At 64.0% G+C, this 12,866-nt stretch carries 9 protein-coding genes; 3 read left to right on the forward strand and 6 right to left on the reverse strand.

Annotated features, from left to right (window positions below; translation table 11 throughout):
* Positions 1-166: 166 nt before the first annotated feature.
* The 3 genes from IB272_RS22020 to IB272_RS22030 all read left to right on the forward strand — a co-directional run bounded on the left by IB272_RS22020 (position 167) and on the right by IB272_RS22030 (position 6,234).
* Positions 167-2,068: a methyl-accepting chemotaxis protein gene (locus IB272_RS22020; protein WP_060644639.1), complete on the forward strand. Its 1,902-nt coding sequence runs from the start codon at positions 167-169 to the stop codon at positions 2,066-2,068.
* A 252-nt stretch (positions 2,069-2,320) separates the two neighbouring features.
* Positions 2,321-3,280 carry a 3'-5' exonuclease gene (locus tag IB272_RS22025; RefSeq protein ID WP_034805639.1) on the forward strand — a complete coding sequence of 320 codons (960 nt, stop codon included), beginning with the start codon at positions 2,321-2,323 and terminating at the stop codon, positions 3,278-3,280.
* A 746-nt stretch (positions 3,281-4,026) separates the two neighbouring features.
* The gene (locus tag IB272_RS22030; RefSeq protein ID WP_192445080.1) at positions 4,027-6,234 is read left to right on the forward strand and encodes a TonB-dependent siderophore receptor; all 2,208 of its coding nucleotides are present in this window, start codon (positions 4,027-4,029) and stop codon (positions 6,232-6,234) included.
* Positions 6,235-6,309: 75 nt separating this feature from the next.
* On the opposite strand, the gene IB272_RS22035 is transcribed toward IB272_RS22030, so the two are convergent.
* The 6 genes from IB272_RS22035 to IB272_RS22060 all read right to left on the reverse strand — a co-directional run bounded on the left by IB272_RS22035 (position 6,310) and on the right by IB272_RS22060 (position 12,484).
* Positions 6,310-7,836, reverse strand: coding sequence for an aldehyde dehydrogenase family protein (locus tag IB272_RS22035; protein WP_246810403.1), 1,527 nt, complete (start codon positions 7,834-7,836; stop codon positions 6,310-6,312).
* A 33-nt stretch (positions 7,837-7,869) separates the two neighbouring features.
* Positions 7,870-8,754, reverse strand: a complete 885-nt coding sequence (locus tag IB272_RS22040) for an NAD(P)-dependent oxidoreductase (protein WP_034805645.1) — start codon at positions 8,752-8,754, stop codon at positions 7,870-7,872.
* A 178-nt stretch (positions 8,755-8,932) separates the two neighbouring features.
* Positions 8,933-9,850, reverse strand: a complete 918-nt coding sequence (locus IB272_RS22045) for a LysR family transcriptional regulator (protein WP_234798789.1) — start codon at positions 9,848-9,850, stop codon at positions 8,933-8,935.
* 24 nt (positions 9,851-9,874) lie between these two features.
* The gene (locus IB272_RS22050; protein ID WP_034805651.1) at positions 9,875-11,032 is read right to left on the reverse strand and encodes a M20 aminoacylase family protein; all 1,158 of its coding nucleotides are present in this window, start codon (positions 11,030-11,032) and stop codon (positions 9,875-9,877) included.
* Between the two features lie 105 nt (positions 11,033-11,137).
* On the reverse strand, positions 11,138-11,650 hold the full coding sequence (locus IB272_RS22055) for a hypothetical protein (protein WP_034805654.1): 513 nt from the start codon (positions 11,648-11,650) through the stop codon (positions 11,138-11,140).
* 15 nt (positions 11,651-11,665) lie between these two features.
* A complete protein-coding gene (locus tag IB272_RS22060) occupies positions 11,666-12,484 on the reverse strand; it encodes a DUF3100 domain-containing protein (RefSeq protein WP_034805657.1) in 819 nt (272 codons plus the stop codon).
* Between the last annotated feature and the right edge of the window lie 382 nt (positions 12,485-12,866).

The raw sequence follows: 12,866 nt of genomic DNA on the forward strand, positions 1-12,866 counted from the left end.
CTTTTTTAACCCGAATTTAAATTCGAAATTACTAAGTACTTATTGGTCAGTGCGCGCCCCAGTTCCTCCCCTTGCGGGGCCGCAAACATCCGGTCCTCCTCCCGCCGGTTTGGCTGACCATGTCCCCTCCCATCAGCGCGATTGCGACATCACAGGAGTCACGGCAGTGACGTTCAAGAACCTTTCGATTTTGACCAAGGTCGGCCTTGTGGTCGTGGTCATGGGCATATCCTCCATTCTGATCGCGCTTGCCGGTGCGCGTGGTCTTTCCTCGCTCGGTGCGACGATCGTCGATGTCGGCGCGCGTGAGGAAGCAGCGCGCGAGGCAATGGACCTGCGCGTCGACATCATCGCCATCAGCCGCATGACCTATCAGCTCGCCGCCGCCCCGGAGAACGCCGCCGACTTCGGCGCGGAAACCGAAAAGCGTGCGACCGAAATGCTCGGCCGCCTGACCAAGATCGAGGCGGTCGCCGACGATGCCGAAGACAAGCTGCTGAATGACATCCGCCTGACGCTCAACAGCTACTTCGACGAGATCCGCGCCATGGTCGCCGTCGCCGCCGAGAAGGGCGGAGATGCCGGTGCCGTCAAGGCCGCACTCGACAAGGCGCTCGAAGCGCAAAAGACCGTGACGGCAACAGTCAAGACCTACAGCACCTATTCCGGCGAAGCGCTTTCCGCCGCTCGTGAAGAGGCGCTGAATTCCTCGTCCGTCGCCATGACAATCCTCGCCGCGGCCGCTGCGGCCTGCGTGCTCTTCGGCGTCGGCGTCAGCCTCGTCGTTGCCCGCCGCGGCATCGTCATGCCGGTCCGTGACCTGACCTCGACCATGAGCGAACTTGCCGACGGAAAACTGGATGGAGATGCGACGGACGTTTCCCGCCAGGACGAGATCGGCGAGATGGCCCGTGCCGTCGAAGTCTTCCGCAAGAACGGCATCGCCATGCGCGCGATGAAGGCGCAGGAAGCGGCCCTCCATGCGCGCAGCAGCGACCTGCAGTCCAACATCAGCGTCGTCGTCGCCTCTGCCGTTGCCGGCGATTTCACCGGCCGCATCAACAAGGACTATGAAAACGACGACCTCAACCGCTTCGCATGGAGCGTCAACGAGCTCGTCTCCAGCGTCGACCAGACCGTCACCGAAGTCCGCCGCGTGATTGCGGCGCTTGCCGACGCCGACCTGACGCAGAACATGCGCGGCGAATTCCACGGTGCCTTCGCCGAGCTGCAGACGAACGTCAACCAGACGATGGTGACGCTGCGGTCGACCATGCAGAACGTGCGCACCGCGGCCAGCACCATCAACGACAACTCCGCCGAACTGAGCTCGGCTGCCAATGATCTGTCGAAGCGCACGGAACAGCAGGCGGCAGCGCTTGAGGAAACCGCAGCGGCGCTCGACGAAATCACCTCGACCGTGCGCACCGCCTCGGAGCGGGCGAATGAGGCGCATGAGATGGTGCGCGCCACCAAGGAAAGCGCCGGCCGTTCCGGCGCGATCGTGCGCAGCGCCGTCGATGCCATGGGCCGCATCGAGGGTTCGTCCAACCGCATCAACCAGATCATCTCGGTCATCGACGAAATCGCCTTCCAGACGAACCTGCTGGCGCTCAATGCCGGCGTCGAAGCGGCACGCGCGGGCGAAGCCGGCCGCGGTTTTGCCGTCGTCGCCCAGGAAGTGCGCGAGCTGGCGCAACGCTCGGCCAACGCGGCCAAGGAAATCAAGACGCTGATCCACAGCTCGGCGTCGGAAGTCGAAAACGGCGTGGCGCTGGTGCGCTCGACCGGCGAGGCGCTGCTGGAGATCGAGACACTGGTCAACAATGTCAGCGGCCACGTCAACACGATCGCGACGGCGGCGCGCGAGCAGGCGACCGCACTGCAGGAGATCAACACCTCCGTCAACCACATGGACCAGATGACCCAGCAGAACGCGGCGATGGTGGAAGAGACGACAGCCGCCAGCGGCACGCTCGCCGAAGAGAGCCGTCAGTTGCGCACGATGCTGGCGAAGTTCAAGCTGGAAGGTGCTGCAGCCCGCGAAGGCTGGAGCCGCGCCGCCTGATCGAGCGGCGTAATCGCCACGACTTCAAGTGAAGTTCTTGCTGCGGCGGCACTGTCGTTTCTGCACCCCGTGTTGACGGGGACGGGGACAACAGTGCCGCCGAGCATATTGAAGCGCGAGACCGTTTCCCCATCTTTTGCGCCTGAAAATCCAGGCGCTCCTGCGCCTTCTTCCCGATTTGCTGGGAAGCATGCCTGTTAGCCGCTATTCTGGAACGCAGACGTGTGAGTCGTTAATTTGCGGGACAACCGAATGACGCAGCAGTTCGACCTCTTTGTTTCGGACGAGGCAACTTCCAAAAAGGCGGGCGGTGGACCGGCGGTCAAGCGGGCATCGCTGACCGAGGACGATATGGTCCGTCACCTTCAGGCGACGGGTCGCTATCGCCTGTTGCAGCGGCTTGTGCCGCGCGCTGTGGTGCCTGTTGCGCGTCCCGGCTTCCCCCTGCATGGCGTCATTCTCGATACCGAAACCACAGGGCTCAACCATCGCAAGGATGAGATCATCGAGATCGGCCTGATCGCCTTTACCTTCGATGAGAAGGGAAACCTGGGAGACGTGACTGGCGTTTTCGGCGGCTTGCGCCAGCCGTCCAATCCGATCCCTGCGGAAATCACTCGTCTTACCGGCATCACCAACGAGATGGTCGCGGGAAAGACGATCGACCTCGACGAAGTGCGGGCGCTGATGGAAAAGGCCGACCTTGTCATCGCCCACAATGCCGGCTTCGACCGTCCCTTCTGCGAGGCCTTCTCGCCCGTTTTTGCAGGAAAGGCATGGGCCTGTTCCGTCTCCGAGATCGATTGGTCTTCCCGCGGCTTCGAAGGCACCAAGCTCGGTTACCTGATCGGGCAGGCCGGTTACTTCCACGACGGCCACCGGGCGGTCGACGACTGTTTCGCTTTGCTCGAAGTCCTTGCCAAGGATGGCGGCTCCGGCAGCACGCCCTTTGCCGAACTCTACGAGGCGAGCCAGCGATCACGCGTCCGCATTTTTGCGGAAAACAGCCCCTTCGACATGAAGGATCATCTGAAAGCTCGCGGCTACCGCTGGTCTGACGGAAGTGACGGCCGTCCGAAATCCTGGTGGGTCGAAGTCGCCGAAACCGCACTTGAAGACGAACTCGGCTACCTCCGCTCGGAGATCTATCGCTGGAAGGAAGCCGATCCGCCGATCAAGCGCTTGACCGCTTTCGACCGCTTCCGGGCCTGACACGCGAACGAGCCGCTGCGGCCGACAGGGCAAGCCCTTCGGTGACGCGGGCGTCGCTCGATTAAAACATCCTTTTCCCGCCGATCTTTGCATGACGCGGCCCACCGATCGTAGCGCAGGCGCCAGGCTGAGGCTGTCCTGCGCCGGACGCGGGCTGACGGCCCGCTACGCCCCGATTTGCCTGTCTTTCCACATCTGGCAAACAACGCCCGGTTTACCGTTAACCGCTGAATTCACGCACAAAAAGCGTGGACGCCCGACCGAATCCGACTATACGTGCGCAGACTTGACTTAGAAATTCAAGTTTTATGCTATTGTTATAGTTGATGTTTCAATGTCGATGTTCGCAATCTCGTCCAGTTTTGAGAGTGCTCCCAAGCGTGGGATGACCCGCGATCGCCGACACTTTGTCTGGCAGCCAGTCTGCATGGGCGCAACCGAACGCGCCGTGACCGAAGGGCCGGTTACGCACCCGCTTTGCCGAAGCGAGCTGCTGCGCACGAGACCCGTCTGTCGGTCGAAATAGCCGCAACTGAACGCAATGTCCGGGGCTCGCCCTGCACCGTTGTTCAACGGGCAAGGCGCGTGCGTCGCGTTCTGAGCGGCTGGGTTCGGCCGGCGACAGTGGCGGATACGGAATTCACCTTAATCGAAGTTACAGGGGTAAGAGAATGGCAAGGGGCAGGTTCAATTCGGTTTCGCGTCGGCGAGCCAAAGTCGTGCTGGCGGGCGTGTCGCTGCTGGCAATGTCCGCCGTGGCGGCGTCGGCCCAGGAGGCACGCAAGACCAACCGGGTCGAAAGCCTGGCCCAGGCTGAACGCAGTTCGGGCGGCGCGACGCAGCTGGCCCCCATCGTGGCCGTCGGGCAAGCGGGCGGTCAGCCGCCTGAGACCGGCACCATCGGCCAGCCGTCAGCTCCCTATGCGGGCGGTCAGATGGCGACCGGTGCGCGGCTTGGCGCGCTCGGCAACCGTCCTGTCAAGGAAACCCCGTTCAGCGTCACCAGCTACACGGATAAGCTGATCCGCGATCAGCAGGCGCGAACGGTCGCCGATGTCACCCTCAACGATCCCTCGGTACGCATGGATGCGCCGGCGTTCAGCGAGCGTGATTCGTTCTTCATTCGCGGCTTCTCGGTCACCAATCTGGATACGGCCTATGACGGCCTCTTCTACATCACCAACCCGCGCCGCAGCCCCCTTGAGGGTATCGAGCGCGTCGAGGTCCTGAAAGGCCCGAGCGCGCTGGTCAACGGCGGCGTCGGCCGCGTCGGTGGGACTATCAATCTGGTGCCCAAGCGCGCCACCGACGAGCCGCTGACGCGACTGACGACCACCTATATGTCGGACTCGCAATTGTGGTCGCACCTCGATGTCGGTCGCCGTTTCGGGCCCGAGGGCGAATGGGGCGTCCGTTTCAACGGTTCCTATCGTGGCGGCGACACGGCGCTTGACCACAACGAAAACGAGATCGGCGTGCTGTCGCTCGGGCTCGACTATCGCGGCGATCGGGTGCGTGCCTCGCTCGACCTCAATCATTCCAAGCAGAACATCAATGCGCCGGCCTCTCTGTTCAACGCGGCAGCGCCGGGCATCAAGATCCCGGAAGCGCCGGACGGCCGGATCAACACGTCCAACCCGTTCGAATACCATGACAGCGAACACAATATGGTCGCTGGCCGCGTCGAGTTCGACGTGCTGGAGAACACCACTGTTTACGCCGCCGGCGGCATCAGCCGCTACCGCGAGGACTTCCTGAGCACGTCCTACACCATTCAAAATCCCAATGGCGATGCGCTGGCCGAGTTCGGCTACAATCCGCAGGAGATCCAGGGGGTCTCGGGTGAGGTTGGTCTCCGCTCGGAGTTCGATACCGGACCCGTCGGTCATCAGCTCAGCGTTTCTGTGAGCCGAGCGCTCAACGAGAATAACCGCGGCTACTTCCATCCGGGCAGGCTCGGCTTCAGAAGCTACATGACCAACATCTACAATCCGATCTATGTGCCGAGCGATTGGGTCAATACGGGCGGGCTTCCGCGCTCGAACGACCTGCATGCGTTTTCGGACCTGCTCGCGACCAGCGTCGCGATCTCCGATACGCTTTCCTTTGCCGAAGACCGTTTCCAGCTGACGGTCGGCGGGCGCTATCAGGAAATGCGTGTACGAGGGTACAATACGCGTCCCGGCGCCGTGCCGCTCGGTCAACAGACCTACTATTACGAGGAAGGCCGGTTCAGCCCTGCCGTCGCGGCACTCGTAAACGTCACCGACAGCTTCTCTGTCTACGGCAACTACGTGGAAGCCCTAACCGAGGGACCGACGTCGCCGTCCAACGCTCTGAACAGCAACCAGATATTCCCCCCTGTTGTCAGCAAGCAGAAGGAAATCGGCTTCAAATACGACCTCGGCGAAGTAATGCTCGGCGCAGCGCTGTTCGAGATCAGGCAGCCAAACGGTTTGACAACCGGCGGCGTCTTCGCCGTCGACGGCCTGCAGGTGAACCGTGGCATCGAGCTTTCAGCCTATGGCGAACCGGTTGACGGCGTTCGCTTGCTTGGTGGCATCACCTTCATGGACGCCAAGCTCGATAAGGCAGAGAACTCGAGAACAGGAGAGCGGTTCGATGGCAACCGTGTGCCCGGCGTCCCGACGACCGCGATCAGCCTCTATGGTGAATACGACACACCCTGGGTCGAGGACCTGACGCTCACCGGTCGCCTCGTTTATACCGGCAGCACCTACTACGACCAGAGGAACACGCAGAAGGTCTCGGACTGGACGCGGGTCGATCTCGGTGCGCGTTACTCCTTCGAGCGTGAAAACGCTAAGCCGGTGGAAATCCGGGCGACCGTCCAGAACGTGTTCGACGAGAACTACTGGGCCTCGTCCGCCCGTGGCTTCCTTGCCGCCGGCGCGCCGCGCACCTTCATGGTGTCGACTGCGTTTGAATTCTGAGCCAGAGGAGCTTCAGTCACAAAAAGAAACGGCCGGCATTCTGCCGGCCGTTTCTCGTTTCGGGGGGCGTGCCGATCAGGCTTCCGGCGAATAACCGAAGACGACGGCCGGGTTTTCCGCGGTCTCGACCCAGACGCTCTTCGTCTGTGTATAGGCCATCAGTGCATCACGGCCGGAGGAGCGGCCATAGCCGGAGCGGCCGAAGCCGCCGAAGGGCGACATGACACTGATCGTCTTGTAGCCGTTGATCCAGAAGGTCCCGGCCCGCACCCTTGAAGCGACCCGGTGTGCGCGGCCGACATCACGGGTCCAAACGGCGCCTGCCAGGCCGTACGGGTTGTCGTTGGCGAGGGTGACCGCCTCGTCCTCGTCGTCGAAGACGGTGACGCCGACGACCGGGCCGAAGACCTCTTCGCGGGCGATCGTCATGTCCGGCTTGACGTTGTCGAGAATGGTCGGCGCGAAATAGAAGCCGCCGGAGGCTTGAAGAGAAGCCGGCTTGGCGCCGCCGGTTGCAAGCGTTGCACCTTCGGCAACGCCCTGGCGCACCATTTCCGCGATCTTCGCCCATTGTCGTGCATTGTTGATCGGGCCGATCTGCGTGCTGTCGAGATAGGGATCGCCGACGGGGATGCGCGCGGCAGCCTCGGCATAACGCTCGACGAACTGCTGGTGCACCGAGCGATGCACGAGCAGGCGTGAGCCGGCAACGCAGCTCTGGCCGGCGCCAGAGAAGATCGCCGATTGGGCGCCGACGATGGCGCGGTCGATATCGGCATCGGCAAAGACGATGTTGCCGGACTTGCCGCCGAGTTCGAGGATACAGGGCACGACGTTCTTCGCAGCCGCTGCCGCAATGGCCGAACCGGCAAGCGCCGAGCCGACGAAGACGACGAGTGCCGTTTTCGGATGGGCGACCATCGCCTGGCCCGCCGTTACGCCCTGGCCGGCGATGACGTTGACGAGGCCACGGGGCGCGCCGCCCGCCTCGCAGAGCGCACCGAGCACGAGCGTGCTGAGCGGCGTCAGTTCCGACGGCTTGATGACGACGCCGTTGCCGGCGCAGATCGCAGGCGCAATCTGCCATCCGCCGGTAAAGAGCGGCGCGTTCCAAGGGGTGATCTGGGCGACGACGCCAACCGGCTCGTTGCGGGTATAGTTCAGATGCGAGGTCGGGACCGGGATGACCTCGCCGTGCAGCTTGTCGCACCAGCCGGCATAATATTCGAACATCTCGGCGACCCGGACAGCCTCGCCACGGATGTCGCGGATCGGCCGGCCGGCCGAGCGGCTTTCGAGCTCGGCAATCTCGCCGGCGCGCTCGCGGATCTTGCGGGCGATCTCGTTCATCACCCGGCCGCGCGCCGAAGCGGTCATCGAGATCCATTCGCGCTGGGCGCGCGCTGCCGCCTGCATGGCGGCGTCGACGATATCAGCGCCGGCGTCCTTGAAGGTGGCGAAGACTTCGCCGGTCGCCGGATCGGTGAGCGCCTGCTCGTCGCCGGAACCGGGCACCAGCGTGCCGTCGACATAGCTGCCGATCTCGGTGCCGGGAATGATGCCGTGGAACAGCGCCCGGATGCGCTCGGCCTTGGCGGGCATGGTCATGTCGTTCATCGTCGTTCCCTTCAAGTCTCAGTTGTCGTTGGCCACCGGGCGGAAGGCGCCCATGCGGGTGAAGTCCTCGGCGTTTTCGAGCGGGCTCTCGGCCCAGAGCTTGGCGACCGCGCCCGAGAGCGGCAGATCGGCGCCGGTGCGGGCCGCAAGCTCGCTGGCAAGCCGCACGTCCTTGCGCATCAGGCCCATGGTGAAGCCGCTGTCGAAGCGGCCGTTCATCACCCAGGTCGGGAAATGCACTTCGCTGATCATCGATTTGCCGGACGCGGCGTTGAGCACCTTCAGCGCCTCGTCCGCATCGAGCCCGGCGGCAAGCGCCAGCTTCAGCCCTTCGCCCGTCGTCACCATATGGGCGGCGGCGAGCAGGTTGTTGACGAGCTTGGCAACGTTGCCGGCGCCGCTCGGGCCGACATGCAGGGCCTTGGCCGACATCGCGTCGATCACCGGGCCGGCAAGGGCGACGTCCGCATCACTGCCACCGATCATCATCGTCAGCTTGCCGCTTGCGGCACCTGCCGGACCGCCGGAGACCGGCGCGTCGATGAAGCCGTGGCCGAGGCCGGCAAGGGCTGCGGCGAGATCACGCGAGACATCCGGCTCGGAGGTCGAGGTGTCGATGATGACGACGCGGCGGCCGGCCGCCTTCAGCGCTTCGAGATTGGCCTCGACGACGGCTGCCACGTCCTTGGCGGTCGGCAGCGAGAAGACGATGAAGTTGGTGTCGAAGAAGACGTCAGTCAGAGCCTCGACCGGGGTCACCCCGCCTTCGGCGGCAAGCGTGCGCCGGGCCTCGGAGAGGTCGAAGCCCTTGACGGCAAAACCTTTGCCGGCGAGCGTCGTCGCCATGCCGAGACCCATGGCGCCCAAACCCACCACGCCAACTGTCGTTCGTTCCGCCGTCATGATCCGCTTACCCTCGTATGATCAGAATGATCCGGCGAAGGTGGCATGCGGGCTGGCGAGCGGGTAGACGGCGCGCCTGGTACAATGCGTTGCTGGCGTGGCAACGTCTGCTCGACCGCCGGTGATGGGAAAGGCGAGCGTTAGCGCCGCGCGGGTTTCATCGAGCTAGGACGGTCTTCTAAGTCTGGAAGGATTGCATCTCGCGCGCGAGATGCTGGCCGAGTTTTTCGACCGACAGCGGCAGGCGGCGGTGGGCCCGCACCATCAAATGCGCGCTCGCCTCGCTCAGCAGCGGATCGGAGAGGTCGATCGCCTGCATGGACCCGCGCGCGATTTCCACGGTTACGGACGTGCGCGGCAGGAAGGTGACGCCAAGGCTTGCTGCAACGAAGCGGCGGAGCACCTCGATCGAATGGGTTTCGAGCAACGGCGCCAGCGCCAGCCCCGCATCGGCCGCCACCCGCGCCACCAGTTGTGTCACGCCATTGCCCTTGCCGAGCAGCGCGCACGGGAAGGCGAGGCAATCGGCAAGTTTCAGGTCGCTGCGCTCGGACAGGGGATGGCCCGCCGGCACGATGACGCAGAGCGGCTGGCGCGCAATCGCCAGCGCCCGGATGCGCGGTTCGGTCAGGGGATTGTAGGCGATGCCGATGTCGGCGTCGCTGTTGGCGATGGCGTCGACGACGTCTTCGGTGCTGCCGAGTTCGACGATGTAGCGCACATAGGAGTGTGCCTTTGAGAACGACGAGAGCCCGTGCTCCACCAGGTCGGCCATGAAACCTTCGCCGCAGCGAATGCGGATGCGGGTCTGCTGCACGCCGCGGATCTGGTCGAGCTGCTCGGCAAGCAGCCCGTTGTCCTCGAGCACGCGTTTGCCGTGTTCGAGCACCAGTTCACCGGCGTCGGTCAGGACCGTGCCGCGGGCGGTGCGCTCGAAGAGGGACAGGCCGATGTCGCGTTCAGTGTCGGCGATCTGGCGGCTGACGACCGATGGCGCCAGCCCCATATGCTCCGCAGCGCCCCGGATCGAACCGATGCGCGCAACCGCCATAAAGATCCTGAGCGCTTTCGCGTCGAGTACGTCCATGGTGGTCATGGATGCGACGGAATCCCCTTGGGGTCAACGACCAAGCGAGGTCGCGATCAGGCGTGTCCAGAGGTTTACGCCCTGGCCGATGATCGCGTCGTTGAAATCGTAGTGCGGCGAGTGCAGGCCGGGGTTAACGCCCTCGCGTCTTGCGCCGAGCCAGAGATAGCAGCCGGGACGTTCGTCGAGCATGAAGGCGAAGTCCTCGGCCGCCATGCTTGGTGGCGCGTCGATGACCGTCAAGGCCGGGTCTGCCGCGGCGACCGAGCGTGCGAGCGCGGCGGCTGCGGGATCGTTGATCGTCGCCGGATAGCGGCGCTGATAATCGAGCTCGGCCGTGCAGCCGAGCCCTTCGGCAAGGGCCGAAACGAGCGTGCGCATCCGGTTTTCGAGCGTGTCACCGACCGCCTTGTCGAACCAGCGCGTGGTGCCGCGGATCACGGCTTTTTCCGGGATCACGTTCCAGGCGTCGCCGCCGTGGATCTGTGTGACGGAGACGACGGCCGCTTCGAGTGGCGAGACGTTACGGCTGGCAATCGTCTGCAAGGCCGTGACGATCTGGGCGCTAGCGACGAGCGGGTCAGCACCCTCATGCGGCATCGCCCCATGGGCGCCGCGACCGGTGATGGTGATTTCGAAGACCCCGAAGGCGGCCATCATCGCGTCGTCGCGGGCCACCACCGAGCCGACGTCGAGCGCCGGCCAGTTGTGCAGCGCATAGACGGCATCGGCCGGGAAATCACGGAAGAGGCCATCGGCGACCATGACGCGGGCACCGCCCTCGGCCTCTTCGGCCGGCTGGAAGATGAAATGCACGGTGCCGTCGAAGTCCATCTCGCTCGCCTGCCGGGCGGCGGCCAGCAGCATGGCGACGTGGCCGTCGTGGCCGCAGGCGTGCATCTTGCCCGTCGTCTTCGAGGCGTAGGCAGCGCCGCTCGTCTCGATGATCGGCAGCGCGTCCATGTCGGCGCGAATGGCGATCGATCGGTTCGATGTGCCACGCCTGAGCGTGCCGACAAGCCCGGTGCCGCCATAACCGTCCTTCACGGCAATGCCCCATTCGGCAAGCCGGCCGGCGATGAAGGCCGCGGTCTGGCGTTCCTCGAAGGCAAGCTCGGGATGGGCATGCAGGTGATGACGCCAGCGGATCGTTTCCTCGATGCGCTCGGGGCTGATGTCGTGGCGTGTCATGGCGTGCGTCCTGTCGTTTGAGGGGATGGCCGGCCGCAGAGCGGCCGACCTGTTTCTCTTACACAATTCCGGACGGAAAACCGCTTCCTGGAATTGCGTGCCGCGTTACTGGCCGAGACGCAGGAAGAGATCGGCGACGACGACCGAGCCCATATAGGTGCCGACCATCACGCAGATCGCGACGATGACGATCTTCCAGCCCGAGCGGCGGGCGATCGCGAACTCGTTCGCCGTCAAGGCAAGGCCGCCATAGGCAAGCGCCGGGGTCGCCAATGCGAGGAAGTTGAGGTGCTCGACCTGTTCGCTGACCCAGGCTGCACCCGGAACGCCCGGGATGGTGATGAGGATCGCGATCAGCGAAACCCAGGCGACGCTTGGCAGGTAGAAGGGCACGAAGCGGGCGAGCGCCAGGCCGACGATACAGGCGGCATATAGCGTCGCCATGCCCGGCAAAGCGGTGAGCGGCGACGTTCCGGTGCCGACCCAGTTGGCGACAAGGCCGATCGCACAGGCGATGATCAGCAGGCCGGCATGGCCGATCACATCGAGCTTGCGTTCGTCCTCGGGGTTCAGCGGGAGATCGTCGGCGTAGTTGGCGGAGGTGTTCTGGTTGGTCATGGTTCTCTCTCCCGATCAGGCTGCGGTGCGACGCTCGGATGGGCGCGCCTTGTTGTAGAGCCACTCCGTCAACGGCAGCGCCACGAACATGCCGACATAGAGGCCGGTGGCATAGGTCAGGATGTTGCTGGCGGCGGCGAGCGCGAGAATGATGTCCTTCTGGTCCGGCACCGCCGCGACGAGACCGCCGGTGCAGGCCGCCAGCATCGAGCCGGAGCCGACGCCGCAGGACATGGCGAGCGCACGCACGTCGAAGATGCCGAGGCCGTGAACGATCGGCGGCATGATGGCGAAGACGAAGGTGCCGATCAGCGTGCCGGTCGCATAAACGCCCATGGCGCCGGCACCTTCCGGCGAGTTGAGGCCATATTTGTCGGCGATCAGCGCGATGTTCGGCTCGCGGTCGATCGAATAGGTGGCGCCGACGGCTTCACGGCCCATCTTGAGAAGGAACACTGCGACCGGGAAGGCGACGATGATCGTTCCGAGATTGCCGAGTTCCTGCAGAACCAGCGCCGGGCCGGCCTCGATGATCTGCGAAATCTGCGGGCCGACCGTCGTTCCGAACTTGGCGATGAACGGCATGATGGCAACGGTGATCATCGCGCCGGAAAGCTTGACCGCATCGCGCGACAGGAACTTGCCGGTCGCCTTGAAAATGGCCGGATTGAAGGCGATGCCAAGCGCGAAGGCGTAAAGGATCGGCAGGAAGATGACGGTGCCGATACCGATCGGCAGACGCTGAATGCCGATCAGCTCGGAGGCGATGACGATCGCCAGCACAAAGATATGCAGATAGAGCGCGCCCGAGGCGGCTCCGGTTTTCCCGGTCATGATGTTCTCCTCTGGTTGGGAGCCAGTTGTTGTTCTTTGCCCAGCGTTCAGAGTAGGCGGTGAGGGCAAATTGCGGCTAGCCGGCCGGCAAGCAACGAAGTGTTGCGATTTGAGCAACGGGCGGGCCGCTGTTCGGGCGGCCATTGGGATCAATCCCGCAGCGCCTTCATGTCATGGCGTCATTCCTGCAGTTCATTCCAGTTGGCGCAACGACGAATCGTCACCGCCTCTGCCCTTGCTGTCGCACAGCGGGGAGGGGGAACCAAGCACTATTGGCTTCTCTCGGTGAGACACTTTCCGAAGTCTATTCTGCCCGCGCCCGACGCTTTCCGTTATCTCCTTGATCCTCCCGGCGGCGGAAAACGAAACCGCACAAAATTCC

The sequence above is a fragment of the Ensifer sp. ENS08 genome (genome assembly GCF_014852195.1).
GTDB classification, from domain to species: Bacteria; Pseudomonadota; Alphaproteobacteria; order Rhizobiales; family Rhizobiaceae; genus Ensifer; species Ensifer adhaerens.

Coding starts and splice junctions, on each gene's coding strand:
- IB272_RS22025 (WP_034805639.1), top strand. CDS start 2,321: ATGACGCAGCAGTTCGACCTCTTTGTTTCGGACGAGGCAACTTCCAAA.
- IB272_RS22030 (WP_192445080.1), top strand. CDS start 4,027: ATGTCCGCCGTGGCGGCGTCGGCCCAGGAGGCACGCAAGACCAACCGG.
- IB272_RS22035 (WP_246810403.1), bottom strand. CDS start 7,836: ATGCCCGCCAAGGCCGAGCGCATCCGGGCGCTGTTCCACGGCATCATT.
- IB272_RS22040 (WP_034805645.1), bottom strand. CDS start 8,754: ATGACGGCGGAACGAACGACAGTTGGCGTGGTGGGTTTGGGCGCCATG.
- IB272_RS22045 (WP_234798789.1), bottom strand. CDS start 9,850: ATGACCACCATGGACGTACTCGACGCGAAAGCGCTCAGGATCTTTATG.
- IB272_RS22050 (WP_034805651.1), bottom strand. CDS start 11,032: ATGACACGCCACGACATCAGCCCCGAGCGCATCGAGGAAACGATCCGC.
- IB272_RS22055 (WP_034805654.1), bottom strand. CDS start 11,650: ATGACCAACCAGAACACCTCCGCCAACTACGCCGACGATCTCCCGCTG.
- IB272_RS22060 (WP_034805657.1), bottom strand. CDS start 12,484: ATGACCGGGAAAACCGGAGCCGCCTCGGGCGCGCTCTATCTGCATATC.